Genomic DNA, 17,348 nt, shown 5'->3' with positions numbered 1-17,348 from the left:
CCTCGGGTTGGTCTCCTGCATCCACGGGTCGTCAGACGTAGAAGTCGAGCTCTTCCTGCCTCTTCAACAGGTCGCGCATCCGGTAGGAGTCATCGCCGAAGAAGTACAGCAGACCCCAGTGGGTGCCGAACGCGGTCCTCTTGGTGACAGTCTCCTCGAGCGGCGTCGAAAGGTCATGCGACTCGTAGTAGTCGTCGTCCTCGGTCTCCTCCGGGATCACCAGGTCGCTGACGACGCGGCGGCGCGGATAGACGCCGAAGCAGCCGGCCACACCGGATGCGTCAACGACCTCGCGTGGGAAGAAGGCGTCGATCTCCTCCTCGGTCGTCTTCGGGTCGAAGGCCAGCACCAACCCGTGGTAGGCGTTGAACCCGTAGGCCCGCTCCAGCAGTTCGAACACCTTGAAGCCCGGCGGCCGGTAGGCGACCTCGCCGAAGTACATCTCGCCGTCACTGGTGACGAAATACTCCGGGTGCACGAAGCCGAACTCGATGTCGAACGTCTTGATGAGTTTCTCGATCTGCGCCGTGATCTGCGGCCGGTACTGCTCCAGTTGCGGAGTTGCCGGCACGAACACCGAATATCCCAGCGTGACGTATTCGGAGATATTGAGGAACTTGATCTTCCCGTTGTGCACCCACGCCTCGACCGCGAACTCCCAGCCATCGAGGTGGGATTCCATGAGAACCGGGAACTCCTCCTCCGGAATCATGTCGACCTCGTCCGGGGTGCGGATGACGCGGTGCCCGAGGCATCCTGCCTTGTCGAACGCCTTGAGATGGATCGGGTCGTTCGGGTCGCCGTCCAGCTTGAGCAGGGTCTGATTGACGCGCTTGAGGAAGCGGATCACGTCGTCCCGGTCGTGGGCTTCCTCGAATATTCCGACCCGGATGCCGCCGAGTTGCGCGCGGCGCTTCATCAGCGCCTTGTCCCGCAGCAGCATGGCCTGACCGTACAGACGCGGGTTGTCCAGCAGCACGGAGTTGATCGCCCCTGCCCATTCAACCGTTTCCTCGAAGAGCGGGATCGCGACGTCGACACCCTCGTTCTGAAGAGTCTCGGCGATCTCCAAGGAGCGGTCGTTGAGCCGTTCGAAATCCCACGGCAGGTAGGGGATGTCGTGGTCGACGCAGTACTCCTCGGCCCACTCCGGCGCCACGACGACGTATCGCCGATCGAACCGGTCGAGGGCTTCCACCGCATTGAGGCTCCAGCCAAGAAGCGCTATATAGCCTTTGTCCGGATTCCTGGTGACCGGTTCACCCTGTGTCATAGACCATTTCTCCTTCGACGCGTGCGCTCATCGACGGCGTGACCGGCACGACCGTGCCCGGCGATCTGCCTCGCAAGCACCTCGTGCCCGCGCGCAAGCACCTCATTCCTGCGCGCAGGAGCGGAGACGGCATGTTCACGCGGAGACGCCTCCCCGGCCGCCTCGATCAATTCCTCATGGGTGTCACTCCCGTCGCTCGTCATCGCGCCGCCCACCAGAGCCCCGGTCCGGCAGCAGGGCCCGTCCCGCGCGTCGCGGTCCGGGCCCTGCCCCGTGCGGTGCCACCCTGCGGCGGCGGTGAGTCAGCTCTGTGCGGTGTCGTCGCCCGCCTGCCCGGCGCCCTCAGCTGCGCCTGCCGTCTCCATCCCCGTCAGCTGTCGACACAGCGTGAGTAGGACACCGCGGTCAGAGTTTTCATGAGTCAGACCCCGGCCCGGGACAGCACCCACCAATTCTCCCGGCGCTCACGGCCCTCGCCCAGGCCCGGCAGAACATTCTCCATCCCAGCTCAAGGAACACCCTGAATCTGACTCTGGACGACAACGACGGATCGCGAAGGAGGACATCACGATCAGCCTCAGGGTTCACCAACGGCGCCAGCGAATGGCGCGGCCTTGGTCCCGACTCCCGCACGGGGATCAGCGCGCTCCCACGGTCAGCAGCCTGCCGCCCCGGAGGACCCACCGATCAGACAGTCCCCGACGCTGCCCTTATGAACAGCGGTGCTGCGCTGACCACTTGAGCTCGCCAATACGGCCGTCGGTGGTGGCCGCCACACCGAGGGCGCAGGCCGCGCCCTTCGCGACCTGCGTGTAGACGACGCCGGCGCCCAGAGCATCGACGAACTCGCCGCATTGACCTGCATCCGCCTGAAACACATGCAGTAACAACCCAGCCTGCTCGACGGATTCACTACCAAAGACCGGACTGATCCGGGCCTCGTCATGACGTCACCCCTCGTGCGGAGCCGAATTGCGTCAGGTACGGAGGAGTGTGCACCGCCCGGGCACCTGGCTGCGGTCGCGAGGGTGTATCAGACGCTGCCTATGACCCGGCTCCGTGCGAGATGGCGGGGCATAGGAGTTGCTGGCACCCCGGCAGCCAGTTGGTTGCGAAAGGGATCCGGCTGACGCTTCGACCGGATGCCGGGCTGTGCGTGGGATTCATCGCCGATCGGACTGCAGATGGGACGCTACTGGCTGTCGGTCTCAGATGTCGGTTTCCCTATCGGGGCGGACGGGCGCTGATTCAGCCGCATGGAGAGCTTGTGAGGTGCGCGGACTGCTTGGCCGACGGGGCGGATGGTCTGGCCCGGGATGGGACGGAGCTGCCAGCGGGCTGCGACTGTGGCGAGGGCGAGCGTGGCCTGGGTTCGGACGAATGTGTCGGCGATGCATTTGCGCGGTCCAGCTCCGAAGGGCACGAAGGTGCCTGCCGCTGGTTTGTCGATGGCGTTCCAGCGTTCCGGGGCGAAGCGGTCGGGGGCGGGGTAGGTGTCCGGACGTCGGTGGAGTTGGTAGGGGCTGAAGACCATGGTGGTGCCGGCCGGTAGTGGGTGTCCGCCGAGTTCCGTATCGGTGGCGGTGGTCCGGGTGAGCAGCAGAGAGTCCGGTGGGTACAGGCGCAGGGTTTCGGTGACGATGCGGCCGGTCAGATCGAGGGAGTCCAGGTCGGTGAGCTGGGCGGGACGGCCGCCGAGTACGGCGTCGACCTCGTCGTCCAGTCGTCTCTGGATGTCGGGGTGGGCGCCGATCAGGTACCAAGCCCAACTCAGTGTGATGGCGATGCTTTGTACCCCGGCGAGGAGGAAGGTGACGACCTGGTCGTGGACTTCGGTGTCGCTCAGGAACGCACCGTCCGCGTCTGGGGCCATCAGCAGGGACATCAGGTTGTCGCGGTCGGCTCCCGTGGAGCGGAGCTCGGAGATCAGGGCGTTGGTGAGGTGGCGCACGTGGAGGCGGGCCCGCTCGTATCGGCGGTTGCCCGGTGTCGGAAGACGGTGGAGCAGAGGCATCGACCATGTCATCCGTCGGGTGATGCCGTCGACGATGGCGTCGATGCTCGACTGCAATGCGGGGATGCCGGAGGTGTCGGTACGGGGGTCGAACAGACACCGGACCACCACGGCCGTGCTGAGCCGATGCATCGCGTCGGGCACGTCCAGGGTCTGGCCGTTCTGCCAGGGTGCCGTGAGTGCTGCGACTTCCTCGGCCATCACATGGGTGTGGCCGGGCATCCGGTCTCGGTGGAAGGCCGGCTGGACCAGTCGGCGCTGTCGCCGGTGCGCCGAGGCGGGGCACGTTCCCACGCCGTTTCCCGCGATCTCCCGCAGTTTGTCGTAGAACGGGCCGCCTTTGTCGAAGGTTCGGTCTGCGAGCAGGAGTTGGTGGACCAGTGTGGGGTGGCACACCACGTACGCCCGGAGTGGACCCAACCTGATACGTACGAGGTCACCGTGGCTGGCGAGCGACGTCAGGAAGTCGAGCGGCTTGAGCGCGAACCATGGCGCGTGGCCGAGCAGAGGCAGCGCTCTCGGGAGGGCCGTCATCGTGTAGGAGGGCGACGGAACTTTCGCCGTCTCCGGCGCGGCGCCGCATCGAGCGGCCGCGCGGTCGGTATCGCTTCGCATGCGGCTGGCTTTTCGCTTGGACACGGGCCGCGACGGCGTCGTGTGCTGGGGCGGATACTGCTCGACGGCCGTGACCGTGGCCGATGTGCGCGGGATCTGTGCGCGGGATCTGTGCGCCTGGCCAACGCGGTGGCGTCGGGCATGTCACGCTCCGCGGTCTGACGTCACACGCACGAGGCACCAAGCGCTGGTGGCATGGCCGGGACTGCCGCTGTGCAGGGGCTGGGGGCAGCGGTGGGGAAGTGACCTTTGCTCCGGGTGGTCGGTTAGCCCTCGTAGTCCAGTGGGACATTCACGCCGTCGCGAGGGCGTTGCCGTACGCCGTCGCCTTGCCTTGCCTTTTGGGGAACCGATGATCCAACGCCTGAATGCAGTCGACGGCTGTTTCATTCGATATGAGCGAGAGCAGAGCGGTTTCCGACCCAACATCGGAATGGTCCTGCATGCAAAGGGCCGCGCTCCGGAATTGAGCCGGGTGCAGGAGCAGATCGCCTGCCGCATCGAGCGGATGCCGACGCTGGCGTGCACCGTGACCAAGCGCGGGCGCCGGACGGTGTGGGAGGCCGATCCCGCCTTCGATCCGTACGACCATGTTCACGAAGTCCGGATCCCGGAGGGCCCCACTGCACTGGAGGAGGCCGTGGACAAGCTCCTCGTCGCCCCTTTTGATGAGGAGTCGCCGCGCTGGGGAGTGTGGCTCGTTCACGGATACTCCGACTGCGAGTACGCGCTGTTCTACCGTGCTCACCACGCCGCCCAGGACGGGCAGGCAATGATGGACGCACTGACGGCACTGTTCGGTACAGAACCGCCCGTCTCCTCCCCGGCCCGTGCGGCCGCCGCTGTATCGGACGCAGGCCGGTTCTGGTGGCAGCGGATTCCGGTGCAAGCCGTCGCCTGGCTGATGACCGATGCGGTGAAAGGCCTGCGGCCTTCGCTGCGCTGGTCGACGCAGCGCACCCTGAGCGGCAAGGCCCGGGTGGTATCGGCAGCCGTGCCCGAGTCATGGCTGCGAGAGACCGGGCGGGCGCTGGGGGCCAGCTCGAATGACGTCTGCCTGGCCGCTCTCGCGGAGGCGGTACGCAGCTGGATGTCTGAGAGCTGGATCGCGCCCCAGCAGCGGGGCCGCGAACTGTATGCGAATCTGCCCGTCTCCGTGCGCACGCCGGAGGAACGGTTCACGGTGGGCAACAGACTCTCGGCCGTCCGAATCCCCCTGTCGTTCTGGGAGCAGTCCCCGATCACTCGTGTCGCCGCCATCGCCCGTGCGACTCGGCCGGTCAAGACCGAGGGCATGCGGCGTGTTCTGCGGGCTCAGGTGAGCCTTCCGGAGTGGCTTGTGTACCGGATCTTCCGGAGTGTCGCTGCCAAGGTGGAGTGCAGCGTCGCCACGTCCGGTCTGATGCGCCTTCCAGGTCGGCTGGCGATGGGGGCGGACCCGATCGAGACGGTGGTGACGACCGCGTTCCTGGACAAGGACCTCTTCGAGATGGTGTTCCTCTCCTACGGAGACCAGGTCGTCGCCAGCGTCACCTTCGACCGCGCCGTGGACGAGGTCGGCAACCTCGTTGCCCTGTGGGCGGACGCACTGGAGCGCCTGCACGACGAAATCACCGTCAGCCTCGATGAGCCGACGCGCGCGGGCGTGCCCTCGCCATGACACGCACCCCGCCCGCATGGATACGCACACACGACGGCGGTACCGCCGCAGCAGAACGCCGCCATAGGCCGAGGCTTGAGGAGACTGCCATGCGAAAGGCCCTGGTCACCGGCGCGAGTTACGGGATCGGCGCGGACATCGCCCGCGCGCTCGCCAGGCGCGGCCACGATCTCGTCCTTGCCGCGCGCAGCGGGGAGGCGCTCGACCGGCTCGCCGTCGGCCTTGAGGCCGAGCATCGGATCGATGTGCGCACCCTGCACACCGACCTGGCCGTCGAAGCCGACCTGGAGCGGGTGGCCGAGGCGGCGTGCGACGCCGACATCCTGGTCAACAATGCCGGCGCCGCCCTGGGGACGTCCTTCGAGCACACCACGTGGGAGCAGGAGCAGCGGATGCTGATGCTCAACGTCGTCGCGCCCGCCCGCCTGTTGCACGCCGCGCTGCCGGCAATGCTTCAACGTGGCAGCGGGCGGGTCCTGAACGTCACATCGGTGGCCGCCATCAGCCCCGTCTGGCAGGGCACCACCTACGGTGCGTCGAAGGCGTTCGGCCTGGCACTGACCGAGTCGCTGGCCTACTCCCGTCGGCTGCGCGCTTCGCCGGTTGCCCTGACGGCTCTGGTGCTGGGACACACCACCTCGCGGTTCCACGAACTGGCCGGGATCGCTCCGTCACCGCCGCTACTGACGCTCGCATCGCCGTACGTCGCGGAGCGCGCGGTGCGGGCCATCCACCGACGCCGCCCGCCCGTCGTCTGTGTGCCGAGTGCGCGCTACAAGCTGTTGGCCGGGCTGTTGCGGCACGTTCCACGTCGGCTCCTGACCCTCCCTGGTCTGGCCGACGACTTCACGACCGTCGCGTACGGGGGCGCCGGGGAGTCAGCTGGGGGTGATGGCGAGCACGGCGTTCTGGCCGCCGAAGCCCATGGACAGGGAGAGCGCCAGCTGTAGCCGCTTCTCCCGGCACTTGGTAGGGATGTCGAGAGCAACAGCCGGATCGAGGTCGTCCAGATTGGCGGTTGGCGGCACGAGGCCCTGCTCGACCGCCAGGACGGTCAGGGCCGCCTCCACCGCGCCTGCCGCACCCATCAGGTGTCCGGTCACCGCTTTGGTGGACGTCACCAGGGGACGGTGGGGGAACAGATCGGCCAGCACGGCCGCTTCCACCCTGTCACCGAGCGGCGTGCCGGTGCCATGGGCGTTGATGTGTGAGACGTCGTCCACCGATGCACCGGCCCGGTCGAGAGCCTCGCGCAGGGCCGCCGCGAGCCCGGCACCGTCGGGGCTGGGCTTCACCACATGGTGAGCGTCCGAAGAGGCACCGAACCCCCTGATCCGGGCCCGCGCTCCGACCCCACGGGCCCGGGCATCGGCGGTACGCTCCAGCACCAGCATCCCGGCTCCCTCACCCATGACGAAGCCGTCCCGCTGTGCGTCGAACGGGCGCAGCGCTCCAGCCGGATCGTCGAAACGATGCGACAGCGCGCCGACCCGGTCGAAACCGGCGATGTAGTAGGGCGTGATCACGGCGTCGGCGCCACCCACCAGAGCGATGTCACAACGCCCCAGGGCCAGCAGATCCAGCGCCGTGCCAATGGCAGTCGCCCCCGACGCGCAGGCGGTGTTGACCGTATGGCTGGGGCCCCTGGCATCGAACTCAATCGTCAGCTGCGCCGACACGGAGTTACTCAAGGAAGCCGGCACCGCATACGGCGACACCTCTTCCGCACCCTTCCACAGCAGCGCGCGGTGCTCGGACTCCAGCGTCTCGGCCCCGCCGCTGCTGGATCCCACGATCACCGCGACGCGAGCCCCGTCCCAGCACGCCGGCTCCAGTCCGGCATCGCTCAGCGCCTCGCGCGCCGCGAGGAGCGCCAACTGAGTGCAGCGATCGGGCTTGCGGGACCGGGCCCGGCCGAGGCGCGCCGGCTCGAAAGACGCGACCGAACATGCCAGGTGCGGGACCGGCGTCGGCGGCCCCAGAGCGGCGGTCGGCATTCCCTCGCACACCCGGTCCCAGGTGGCGTGCCAGCCGTCGCCGGCCGGCGTCACCAGGCCGAGACCAGTAACGCACACGTCCTGGACGGTCCTACGGAAGCTCACCGCGCCGCCACGAGTGCGGCGATGTCCCCGACCGTAGCGGCGGCTTTGATCTCCTCCTCCGTCACGGCCAGCCCCTTCTCCCGGCGCAGGACCAAGGCCAATTCCACCGCGCCGATGGAGTCGAGGCCCACGTCCTCCCGTGGGGCATCCAACCGGATATCCGGCTCGGGAATCCCAAGGGCGATCATAATATTTTTCAGTTCATCGAATGACATGTTTCTCCGGCGTCGAGGGCGTGATAAAGGCTCGCCAAAATATCATCATCCCCCTCGATGGAATCTGCTGCCGAGGCTGAAGTGGTCGACCAAAGCGCCGAGATGACATATTGCTGGCTGACTCAGAAGCCCGTCCGCCGAGCGGGCCCGTACCGCTCCGAGCCAAACTGGAGATCGCACGGATGGACGTGTTGGAGAAGTGCCGCTCATGGGCAGTGGAACAACTGCGCGATGGGGGACGGGACTGCTACTACCGGGCGATCGAAGCCACATTCGACGGCACGGCGGTCGACTTCGAAGGCAAGCGGGTGATCATGGCCGCTTCCCACGACTACCTTGGCCTCTCGGCCGATCCCAGGGTACGGGAGGCCGCTGTTGCCGCGGTGAGGCGTTTCGGCACCTCGCTGGGCGGATCACGTGCAGTGAGCGGATCCCTGGTCCTCCATGAGGAGCTGGAGGACCGACTGGCCACATTCCTGGGGCAGGAGGCAGCGGCCGTCCTGCCGTCCGGATACCAGGCGAATCTGATGCTGGCTCCGCTGCTGACAGAAGACCACTTCGTCTTCAGCGACCTTTCGAACCATGCCTCGCTGGATGAGGTAATCCGTCTCGGTGACGCCGAGGAACGCAAATTCCTGCACGGCGACATGCCCCACCTGGAGGAACTACTCGCATCCACCGCCGACAAAGCCGGAAAGCTCATTCTCACCGACGGTGTCTTCTCCGTCGACGGAGACATCTGCAAACTCCCGGAATTGATGAGGCTGGCAGACACCTACGGCGCGCGGATTGTCGTGGACAGCTCCCACGACCTCGGAGTTCTCGGGCCCAACGGCGCCGGCGCCGGGGACCACTTCAGGCTGCGTCCCCTGCTGGTCACCAGTGCCCTGTCCAAGAGTCTGGCCTCCGTGGGCGGAGTCATCGCCGGACCGGCCGAGGTGATCCACTACCTGCGCTTCCACGCCCGCACAGCGCTGTTCACCGCAGCAGCCTCACCGGCCAACGTCGCCGCCGCACTGGCCGCACTCGAAATCCTTCAGACCGAACCAGCGCGCCGCGTAAGGGTGCTCGACCTCGCCGAGCAACTCCACAACGGTCTGCGCGCCCTCGGATACGACACCGGGACCTCAGTGACCCCCGTCGTGCCCGTGCTCGCCAGGGGACGCGAACGGTGTCTGCGCATGTGGCGAGAGCTGTGCAGAGCAGGAGTGTTCACCGCCCCCATGACCTATCCCGGCGTCAGGGCGGGCCGCGAAGTTCTGCGCGTCACGCTGACAGCTGCGCACACGGACCAGCACCTGGCCCGTGTGCTGGGCGCGTTCGAGGAGGTCGGGCGGAAGGAGGGCCTCATCCCCCGAACCCCACAGGGCGGGCACACCCCGGTACGGATCGTACGACCGGCGGAAATCCCTGCCGCCACGGCTAACGGCAACGGGACAGGAGCTTTGTCGGCCCGTGCGGGCAAGCGGTAGCGAGAGAATGCCTTGGGCCGGTCGGTTGGGGACAGTGGTTTGCCTTGAGGGCTATATGCCTAGGCATGTAGGCAAAAATATATGCCATGGCATCTAAGTCAAGCCGTGGCCCGATCGACCTTCCGGGCTTCTTCACCGATCTCGTCCGCTGCGAGACACGCCTCTACAACGCGCTGAACGACCGCCTTCGCGAGCGGCACGGGATCGTCACCTCGCAGTTCGAATTCCTGCGCTTCCTGCGCGACCACCCCGGGTCCCGGGTGGCGGACCTCGCCACCGAACTCGCCATCGGGATCGGCGCGACCAGCAAGGGCATCGACCGCCTGGAGAAACAGGCGTGGGTCATACGGCGAACCAATCCATCGGATCGCCGCTCATCGCTGCTGGACCTGACCGCCGGAGGCCTGCAACTCGTCGAGGCGGCGGAGGCGTCCTTCACCGAAACACTGGTCGAGCTGACCACGGACGTCCTCGGCGGTCCCTCAGGACCGGCCGCCGTACAGATCCTCTCGGAGCTGCGCTCCGTGCTCGAACGCGACCAGATCGGCCTGCCCACAGGCTGACCGGCATACGCATCCAGTGCGACTGCCCGTCGGCCGCGTGATCGGCGTTTGTTACGAGGAGGAATCCTGCGGATTGATCACGACTCGATACGCCCCCTGGTGCCGCATCGGGCAAGGTGTCTGTGGCGACCCGCAAGCGGACCAAGTACGTCGTCCGTCAGGAACTCCTCGACGTCGCCTGCGTCCAGCGGAACAAACCGGCCGGACCGCGAGGGGGCGATATCGCCCGCACCGCCCCTGCGCGCAGATCGCCGCGGAGACGACGCAGCACTTCGAGGAGGTGCTGCGGAAACTGACGGAGCGGGAGCAATGTCAGGCACGGGCCCTGGAGCGGCTAGTTTGTGTGCAGGACTGGTACGCAGGCCCGTGGTGGCAGAGATGCACGGGGGACGGGAGGTCGGGAAGAGTGTCGCTGCGCGAAGGTGATCCAGCCGAGATCGGCGGTTATCCACTTGAGGCCCGGCTCGGCTCAGGTGGTATGGGCACGGTCTTTCTGGCCCGTTCGAGTTCAGGGCGACCTGTCGCGGTCAAACTGATCCACCCGCAGTTCGCGGCGGACGACGAGTTCCGCAGCCGCTTCCGGCAGGAGGTGGCGGCGGCGAGGCGGGTGAGCGGCGCGTTCACCGCCGCCGTGGTCGACGCTGCCCCTGAGGCCGAGCAGCCGTGGATGGCGACGACCTACATCCAGGGGCACACGCTCGCCCGGCGCATCGCCACGAAGGGCCCACTGAGCGGAGCGGAGCTGCGGAGGCTCGCCATCGGGCTGGCGGAGGCGTTGCGGGACATCCACCGGGTGGGGGTCGTCCACCGTGACCTGAAGCCCTCGAACGTCGTGCTCTCACCCGAGGGCCCACGCGTCATCGACTTCGGTATTTCGCGCGCCGTGGACCAGCAGACTCTGACGATTACAGGGCGGGTCATCGGTACGCCGCCCTTCATGTCGCCGGAGCAGTTGCAGGCGCCGCGTGACGTGGGGCCGCGGTCCGATGTCTTCTCGCTGGGGACGCTGCTGGCGTACGGAGCGACGGGCCATGGGCCCTTCGACGCGGACAGCCCATACATAGTTGCGTATCAGGTGGTGCACGGGGAGCCGTCGCTGGAGGACGTGCCGGTGGCCTTGCGCACGGTCGTCGAGTCGTGCCTGGCCAAGGAGCCCGACGGGCGCCCCTCGGCGGACGAACTCCTCGTGCTGCTACGGGACCTGCCGGCCGACCTCGGCCAGACCGACGCGTGGGGAGTTGACGCGGGCCGCACCCGCGACATGATCACCCAGCATCACTTCGCGACGCCGGCCACCCCGGCGCCGACTGCCCCGACCACCACCCCGGCCGATCCCGATACGGGGAGCGCCGACACCCCCATCGGCCGCCCACGGCGCCGCCGATGGCGTCCCGTGATCGCAGCCGCGGTCGCGGTCACGGTGGCAGCGATCGGTGGAGGAGTCGCCGCACTGACGGCGGGCGGCTTTGGGAGGAACAGCGGCGGCGACAAGGGCAACAGCCTTGCGGCCCCGGGTGCCGCACTTCCGGACGGCTTCACGTCGTGGCACAAGACCGTGCCGGGCGGTCGCAAGGACACACCCGACGAGCTGCGCTGCGTCGCGCGCGGCGACGCGCTGTTCTGCGGGGGCGGAAGTGTTGTCGCGACCCGTATCAGGGCCAGGGACGGCTCGCGGGTGTGGACGGCGAAGAGCCCCGGCGTCCCCGTCAACGGCATGCACATGGTGGGCGCCACCGACGACACGGTGCTCGGTTACCGCTTCGCCGCCCAGGACGCCCCGCAGGACCCTCCCAGCGAGGTGGTAGCCATCGACGCGAACACCGGACGGGAGCTGTGGTCCGTGCCGTCCGGCGCCCAGTCGACGGCCGTCACGGGTCGGACTCAGGACGCCATTGTGGTCGGCTCCGACGTCGTGACGGTCGACGCTTCCAACTCCCGCTTCGAGGCCCGCAACGCGCACAGCGGTCAGGTCACCTGGACGTCGTCATTCCCTGCGGGTACGCAGTGCGCTCCCGTCCCGGTGGGCCCACGGCTCCTCGCGATGTGCGCGACGGATGCGGAGGTGGATGCCTTGGCGGTGCGCCACCCCACCCTGTACCCGGTCGACCGCGCCTCGGGGAAACTGGGCAGGCCCATCTCGGTCAACGGCCCTGCCGTGCCGATGGGCGTCGCCGACGGCAGGCTCGTACTCCTGCAAATCCACATGGGGGGGACGGAGCTGGACCGCTACAACGGGGTGGCACGGGTCGACCCGGCCTCGCGGAAGGTCACGTACTCCCGACTGGCCAAGACATACGTGGGGACGCCCGGCATGGCGGACGGCACCGTCTACGTGAGCGGGCAGACCGGTCTCATCAACGCACTCGACCCCGCGACCGGCCGGAAGAAGTGGTCGCGGCAGACCGGCGTGGAGGGCGCGTCGGGCCCTGTTGCGGGAGCCGACGCACTGTATTTCAGCTCGGCCACCGGCCGGGTGGTCGCGCTGTCGCCGCACGACGGCAAACCCCTGTGGACCACAGATCCGCAGGCCGATGGGTTGACGGGCCAGCAGGGCGCAAGCCCACGTGTGACTCTTGCAGGGCGTGCGGTGATCGTGGCCGCGGCCAAGAACACTCTCTTCGCTTTCGACGCGCAGAAGCCGCCGAAGTCGGGCTGACCCGGGTGGCCGGACGGCGGCTGCAACCTTGCCATGGAGTACCGCGGGAAGCTCCGCCGCCGGCACCACGTACCAAGGTCCGGGCCAGGTGCGGACCAACTCGGCTTCGCATCGCGCATTTCCACCCGTTGCTGCAGGTCAGAGTAGGGGGAGGTCGCGTACCACCAAGAGACGAAGAACCTGCTGGTGAGCTACTCGGCGAAGAAGCCGGGGTTCTTCTAAAAGGCACGAGAAAGGGCGCCTGACCAGGGCAGATGCCCGGCAGGCGCCCTGGCCAGGATGCACCTAGGCCACGAAACGAAATTCGACCTTACTCCCGATTCCCCCCACCCCTGGGCGGGCCTCGACCAGGGAGCGCGTTGACTGCGGCGAGCAGCCGGCCAACCTGGGCAGGTTCGGCACGCATTCCGGATCGACTTCGTCGGCAACCGCGGGAGGAGTCCAGCGCAGTCCGGCAAGTGGGTTTTGCCCGAAGTAGCCTCGCTCTACGGCGACACCGAACACTTCGTTGACGGCCGCCTTCTTCCGCTTCACGGTCTTTGCCGCTGCGGCGCCCCCGTCGACCTGGCGGCACAAAGCATCAAGCCCTCGGCGCAGTACGTCGGGCTCCTCAAGCTTGCTGACCGGTGGGGAGTGCCGTTCCAGCCAGTCCAGTGCCGCCATCCATTCCTCCTGCGGATCGGAGTTCCACGCCTTCTTGTTGAAAGCCCACGAATAGAGGGCACGTCGCAGTACTCGCGGTGACCGGTAACCAGCTCCCGGGGCAACGAGGGCGGGCGTAATAGTGGCCAGAGCATCGGCGAGTGTCCGGCGAGTATTTCCAGGGGTGCGGTCCCAACGCTGCTCGATATACTCTCGCGCTAGGACATACCATGTGGTCCGCTGCTTCAGAGCACGCAGCTCGGAAGCTGGCAGGCCGGTCCGGGTATCAAACGGCTCACCGTCGCGAGCCGCTGTCATCAACTTGGCGCGTCGGCTCTCTGCAAGTCCTTTAGTGACGAAGGACTCAGACTTTTCTCGGCTGCTGACCGTCCAGCGTACTTCGAATCCCTTGCGGCGGTCGTGACGCTCGCGTATCTCCCAGAAGCGAACCTTGTAGCTCATCGCCATGCAGGCGTATCCCTTTCACACGCTTCCCACCACGCGTCCAAGTCGGCGCGACGGCAGCGTAGTTCTCCGTTGGGCAACTTAATCATCCGAGGAGCCATACCTCGGGCCCGAAGGCGATAGAACGGTGCCAGTGAGGGCGAGCTGCGCGCCGCTGCGGCCCTCCATGAAGCCGGCCTTGGGCAGCCGGTCCAGGTCTGCGGCCAGGCGCTGTTGCAGGTCGTCGATCGCAAGGGTGAAGCGCTCGGGGGAGGGGCTGTCGGCGGCAACGGCGCGGGTGGGCGTCAGCAGACCGGCCCAGCCGTGGCAGAGCGTGGCGTCGGTGATCCGAGCGAGGTGGAAGCGGTCGGTCAGCGTACGTGCGACGGTGTCCTCTGCCGCCCGGCGTTGGGCCGAACGCCACGGACTGGACCAGCGCTCTGCTGATCACCCGACCCCGCACCGATCCCACCGACAAGGAGCCCCACGCGTATGGACTTCGACGACGAGGACCTTCCGATCACCCTCAACGCGACCTGGTGGCACGCCAGTGTGGCCTTCCCTGGAGGCGCGGTGAACCCCGCCGCCGCCCAGGTCCTGTCTGCCGCGCTGCACGACCAGCGCTTCCGCTTCCTGTGTAAGGGCTCAGGGCTGCGACTGCGCACCGAGCGCCCTTGTGCCGCCTTGCTGGATCGCCTTGTCGCCGAACAGCAGGCAACCGGTTGGGTCGGTGGCATCTACGAGCCGGAGATCGATGCTTTCGGCGGCCCGAGGGCATGGACGTGGCGCACGACGTGTTCTGCGCCGACAGCCGAAGCGCCCTGCCCGAGACCGGCAGCCCCGGCACCCGCGAGCGCTGCGTGATGTTGCTTTCCGCCATGAAAACCGCGCCGGCGTGCCTGCTGGCGAGCAGGCTGCCACCGCGTGGCTGGGTCGCCAAGTCGCCTTTGCCACAAGGGAGGACGCCGACCTGTCTACCCGCCGGTCCACTTCTGGGGACCCTAACCTCGCTCGAATGGAGACCACCGTGACACCCGTCACCGACCCCGTCGACCTGCGCGAAGGACGCGGTCCCCATCAAGCACGACGAGCACGGCGAGATGATCTCCTGCATCTCCGCGCCCTCCATCGTCGCCACCCAGCTCGAACAGCTCGGAGCCCGACCCGGACACAAGGTCCTGGAGGCCGGAGCCACCACCGGCTACAACGCCCTCCTGCTGGGCAAAGCTCATCGCCCCGAGCGGGCACGTGTGGACCCTGGATGTGGACCAAGACCTTGTCGCCGGCGCCCAAATGAACCTCGCCCAGGCCGGAGCCACCAACGTCACCGCCATACTGGCCGACGGCGCCGCCGGCCTTCCCAAGCACGCCCCCTACGACCGCATCCAGTTCACCGTCGGCGCGGGCGACGTCCCCTGAAGATCCTCGACGACCAGCTCGCCCCCGGCGGGCGCCTGGTCCTGCCCATGCGGATCCGCGGCAGCATCAGTCGGAGCTTCGCCTTCGAGCGGGACGGCGACACCAGGAAGACCGTCTCCTGCGAGATGGCCACCTTCATTCCCCTGCGCAAGGTCGTCTGCGACGACATCTACACCCTCGTGCCCATGGCGGTGAAGGCAACGTCCGGCTGGAGACCTTCAGCGAGCAGGACGTGGACCGCGACGCGATCTGCACCGTCCTGGACCAGCCGCAGACCAAGATCTACACCGGGGTCAAGTTCCGTGCGGGAACGCCGTGGGAATGGCTGTACCTGTATCTGGCCTGTGTGCTGCCCAACGGCCTATCGCGCCTGGCTGGCGCTCGCCCCGGCTTCACCCCGCACTTCGGCTGGGGGTCGATGGCCGCGCTCGACGGCGACTCCCTGGCCTACCTGACCATCCGCGAAGGCGAGGACGACGACGGCCGGTTCTGGGAAGTCGGCGTCATCGCTCACGGCTCCCGCGGCGACGCACTCGCCGAACAGGTCGTGAGCGAGATCCGCGACTGGGACGCGGGCTGGGGCAACACCGGGCCGGAGCCCGCCTTCCGCATGGCGGTCGGGGATGCCCGCCACAAGCTCGCTGCGGCCGACCCGCGCTTCATCATCGACAAGACGTACAGCCGTCTCGTCGTCGACTGGCCGCGCAAGGGCTGAGCCGATGATTCCCGCGAAAGCCAGCCGCATCCCTCTGGTCCGCCGCTCGAAGGCGCCGGCGCTCCCGCTGGACGACCGCATCACCCACCTCAACAGGCTGACCGTCGCGCCCGCAGGCGCGAGCCACCACGACCTGGTGGCCCGTGCCTGCGGGGTCCTCAACTACGCAGCGCTCATCGCCTCCGACGTCGGGATACCCGAGCTGGCAGCTGACCTGTGCTGGAGACAGCACCAAGTCTTCGCGGATGCCCGGGACCTGACGGACGACGTTGCTGTGATGTCGTTGATGCCCCTCATCAATGTCTCCCGGTTGCTGACCCGTCAGGGCGACGGCGAAGCCGCATACGACGTTCTCACCCGCCTCTACCGCGCCGCCCAGAAGCGCGAGGCAGCCGAGATCCACAGACGCACCGTCGACCTGTCGGAGCTGACCGACACGGACGCGAACCACCGCAAGGTCTGCCAGGAGCTGTGGATCACCGTGCTCGTCGACGGCGCCCGCGCCCCCGCTCGGATCGGCCGCTGGACCGAGGCCGCCGACGCCATGGCCCAGCACCGCGGCATCGGAAATCGCCTCCTCGACGGCCGCCAACTCCACATCATGTCGCTAATGGAACGCGGGCTCGACCGGCAGGCTCGCGACACGATCGACACCACCGTCCCTTCGGAACCGTGGGAGAACGCCATCGCGGCCCTCCTGCGCATCTACTGCCGGCCCCCGGCCTCGCCCGCGCCGCAGCCGGAGCTGGACCTCGCTCTGCAAGGGACAGCCGCGCTGATAGCTACGCCCGACCCCTCGACGGCAGCGTTCCAGACCAGAGCGCGACGGGCCGCGCTCGATCTGGCCCATGACCGAACCAGCCCCGACACGGCCCCACTGCAGGATGCCGTCGCGAACGTGGCCATTCTCGACGCCTACGCCGCTCGCGACGTCCTGAACCACTCCGTGACCCGTCCCCACCTGACCAGCACGCAGATACAGAAACTTGGCGCCGTGCTCACCGCGTCAGGACTCGGCACAGGACACCTCTCAACAGCCCACACGCAAGCCCTCACTGAGACCGTAGACAAAGCTGAAGTCGACCTCCGCGATCTCCTGTGACCGTCCTTCGGACAATCCGTCCATCCGGCGCCGCCAAGCAACCACCGCCCAGCTGCGCCACACGCTCGCTGCCTACGAGGCGTCCGCGGCGCACGGCCCGCCCCACCCGACGAGCTGCAGCACGACGACTCCCGCCTGCGATCCACTCACGGCCGCCACCCAGGAGCATGACGTGAAACCCCGCCACCTCAGCCACACCGACGCCCTCCAGCTGCCCATCACCGGCAACGGCCCCTTCAGCTTCCGCCACACCGTGTGGAAGCCCTCCCACTACGCCACCGGACTCGAAGCCCACACCGCCACCCGCAGCTGGCGAACCTTCCGTATCGACGGCCTGATCATCGGCGTGGCCCTGTCCAGCGGAGGCGACGACCGGACTGTCAGCGTCGAGGTGTTTACCGACGGCGACTACAAGCCCGAGCACCGCGAACTCCTTACCCGCCGCCTGACAACCTC

General features: G+C 67.7%; 14 protein-coding genes and 2 pseudogenes. 10 read left to right on the top strand and 6 right to left on the bottom strand.

Annotation, left to right across the window (positions count from 1 at the left end; all coding sequences use genetic code 11):
* Nucleotides 1–31: 31 nt before the first annotated feature.
* Entirely contained in the window at nucleotides 32–1,273 is a 1,242-nt protein-coding gene (locus ACGFML_RS17835; protein WP_393544656.1) for an acetyl-CoA carboxylase biotin carboxylase subunit family protein, read from the bottom strand.
* A 1,192-nt stretch (nucleotides 1,274–2,465) separates the two neighbouring features.
* Nucleotides 2,466–3,821, bottom strand: a complete 1,356-nt coding sequence (locus tag ACGFML_RS17830; protein WP_393544655.1) for a cytochrome P450 — start codon at nucleotides 3,819–3,821, stop codon at nucleotides 2,466–2,468.
* Nucleotides 3,822–4,254: 433 nt separating this feature from the next.
* Here ACGFML_RS17830 and ACGFML_RS17825 point away from each other — a divergent pair, with 433 nt between their 5' ends.
* Together ACGFML_RS17825 and ACGFML_RS17820 are read left to right on the top strand one after the other, a co-directional pair.
* Nucleotides 4,255–5,562, top strand: a complete 1,308-nt coding sequence (locus ACGFML_RS17825) for a wax ester/triacylglycerol synthase domain-containing protein (protein WP_393544653.1) — start codon at nucleotides 4,255–4,257, stop codon at nucleotides 5,560–5,562.
* An 89-nt stretch (nucleotides 5,563–5,651) separates the two neighbouring features.
* Nucleotides 5,652–6,512, top strand: coding sequence for an SDR family NAD(P)-dependent oxidoreductase (locus tag ACGFML_RS17820; protein WP_393544651.1), 861 nt, complete (start codon nucleotides 5,652–5,654; stop codon nucleotides 6,510–6,512).
* Here ACGFML_RS17820 and ACGFML_RS17815 read toward each other — a convergent pair.
* Both ACGFML_RS17815 and ACGFML_RS17810 read right to left on the bottom strand, forming a co-directional pair.
* Nucleotides 6,441–7,664 carry a beta-ketoacyl-[acyl-carrier-protein] synthase family protein gene (locus tag ACGFML_RS17815; RefSeq protein WP_393544650.1) on the bottom strand — a complete coding sequence of 408 codons (1,224 nt, stop codon included), beginning with the start codon at nucleotides 7,662–7,664 and terminating at the stop codon, nucleotides 6,441–6,443. The genes ACGFML_RS17820 and ACGFML_RS17815 overlap by 72 nt on opposite strands.
* The gene (locus ACGFML_RS17810) at nucleotides 7,661–7,879 is read right to left on the bottom strand and encodes an acyl carrier protein (protein ID WP_393544648.1); all 219 of its coding nucleotides are present in this window, start codon (nucleotides 7,877–7,879) and stop codon (nucleotides 7,661–7,663) included. Before ACGFML_RS17810 ends, ACGFML_RS17815 begins: the two co-directional genes overlap by 4 nt.
* Nucleotides 7,880–8,061: 182 nt before the next feature.
* Between ACGFML_RS17810 and ACGFML_RS17805 the strand changes: the two genes are divergently transcribed.
* From ACGFML_RS17805 to ACGFML_RS17795, 3 genes are all read left to right on the top strand, one after another.
* Nucleotides 8,062–9,351 carry an aminotransferase class I/II-fold pyridoxal phosphate-dependent enzyme gene (locus tag ACGFML_RS17805; RefSeq protein ID WP_393544647.1) on the top strand — a complete coding sequence of 430 codons (1,290 nt, stop codon included), beginning with the start codon at nucleotides 8,062–8,064 and terminating at the stop codon, nucleotides 9,349–9,351.
* An 86-nt stretch (nucleotides 9,352–9,437) separates the two neighbouring features.
* Nucleotides 9,438–9,914, top strand: a complete 477-nt coding sequence (locus ACGFML_RS17800; protein ID WP_393544645.1) for a MarR family winged helix-turn-helix transcriptional regulator — start codon at nucleotides 9,438–9,440, stop codon at nucleotides 9,912–9,914.
* A gap of 406 nt (nucleotides 9,915–10,320) precedes the next feature.
* Nucleotides 10,321–12,570 (top strand): serine/threonine-protein kinase, encoded by a 2,250-nt coding sequence (locus ACGFML_RS17795; protein WP_393544643.1) that lies wholly within the window; start codon nucleotides 10,321–10,323, stop codon nucleotides 12,568–12,570.
* Nucleotides 12,571–12,855: 285 nt separating this feature from the next.
* On the opposite strand, the gene ACGFML_RS17790 is transcribed toward ACGFML_RS17795, so the two are convergent.
* The gene (locus ACGFML_RS17790) at nucleotides 12,856–13,680 is read right to left on the bottom strand and encodes a hypothetical protein (RefSeq protein WP_393544641.1); all 825 of its coding nucleotides are present in this window, start codon (nucleotides 13,678–13,680) and stop codon (nucleotides 12,856–12,858) included.
* Nucleotides 13,671–13,814, bottom strand: a pseudogene (locus ACGFML_RS17785) (DNA-binding protein); the annotation flags it as partial. The pseudogene ACGFML_RS17785 and the gene ACGFML_RS17790, both read right to left, overlap by 10 nt.
* Nucleotides 13,815–14,148: 334 nt before the next feature.
* Here ACGFML_RS17785 and ACGFML_RS17780 point away from each other — a divergent pair.
* From ACGFML_RS17780 to ACGFML_RS17760, 5 genes and pseudogenes are all read left to right on the top strand, one after another.
* Nucleotides 14,149–14,520, top strand: a complete 372-nt coding sequence (locus tag ACGFML_RS17780) for a hypothetical protein (protein WP_393544639.1) — start codon at nucleotides 14,149–14,151, stop codon at nucleotides 14,518–14,520.
* A gap of 236 nt (nucleotides 14,521–14,756) precedes the next feature.
* Nucleotides 14,757–14,825: pseudogene (locus tag ACGFML_RS17775) on the top strand (hypothetical protein); the annotation flags it as partial.
* 94 nt (nucleotides 14,826–14,919) lie between these two features.
* Entirely contained in the window at nucleotides 14,920–15,075 is a 156-nt protein-coding gene (locus ACGFML_RS17770) for a hypothetical protein (RefSeq protein ID WP_393544637.1), read from the top strand.
* A gap of 232 nt (nucleotides 15,076–15,307) precedes the next feature.
* Nucleotides 15,308–15,790 carry a hypothetical protein gene (locus tag ACGFML_RS17765; RefSeq protein ID WP_393544635.1) on the top strand — a complete coding sequence of 161 codons (483 nt, stop codon included), beginning with the start codon at nucleotides 15,308–15,310 and terminating at the stop codon, nucleotides 15,788–15,790.
* 4 nt (nucleotides 15,791–15,794) lie between these two features.
* Nucleotides 15,795–16,892, top strand: coding sequence for a hypothetical protein (locus ACGFML_RS17760; protein WP_393544633.1), 1,098 nt, complete (start codon nucleotides 15,795–15,797; stop codon nucleotides 16,890–16,892).
* Nucleotides 16,893–17,348 lie beyond the last annotated feature (456 nt).

The organism is Streptomyces sp. NPDC048650 (assembly GCF_043199095.1).
In the GTDB taxonomy this organism is placed as follows: domain Bacteria; phylum Actinomycetota; class Actinomycetes; order Streptomycetales; family Streptomycetaceae; genus Streptomyces.
Note: the sequence above shows the minus strand (reverse complement) of the source record. Positions and strands in the feature narration are given on the sequence as shown.

Coding starts and splice junctions, on each gene's coding strand:
- ACGFML_RS17760 (WP_393544633.1), top strand. CDS start 15,795: ATGATTCCCGCGAAAGCCAGCCGCATCCCTCTGGTCCGCCGCTCGAAG.
- ACGFML_RS17780 (WP_393544639.1), top strand. CDS start 14,149: ATGGACTTCGACGACGAGGACCTTCCGATCACCCTCAACGCGACCTGG.
- ACGFML_RS17820 (WP_393544651.1), top strand. CDS start 5,652: ATGCGAAAGGCCCTGGTCACCGGCGCGAGTTACGGGATCGGCGCGGAC.
- ACGFML_RS17830 (WP_393544655.1), bottom strand. CDS start 3,821: ATGACGGCCCTCCCGAGAGCGCTGCCTCTGCTCGGCCACGCGCCATGG.
- ACGFML_RS17790 (WP_393544641.1), bottom strand. CDS start 13,680: ATGGCGATGAGCTACAAGGTTCGCTTCTGGGAGATACGCGAGCGTCAC.
- ACGFML_RS17825 (WP_393544653.1), top strand. CDS start 4,255: ATGATCCAACGCCTGAATGCAGTCGACGGCTGTTTCATTCGATATGAG.
- ACGFML_RS17805 (WP_393544647.1), top strand. CDS start 8,062: ATGGACGTGTTGGAGAAGTGCCGCTCATGGGCAGTGGAACAACTGCGC.
- ACGFML_RS17810 (WP_393544648.1), bottom strand. CDS start 7,879: ATGTCATTCGATGAACTGAAAAATATTATGATCGCCCTTGGGATTCCC.
- ACGFML_RS17835 (WP_393544656.1), bottom strand. CDS start 1,273: ATGACACAGGGTGAACCGGTCACCAGGAATCCGGACAAAGGCTATATA.
- ACGFML_RS17800 (WP_393544645.1), top strand. CDS start 9,438: ATGGCATCTAAGTCAAGCCGTGGCCCGATCGACCTTCCGGGCTTCTTC.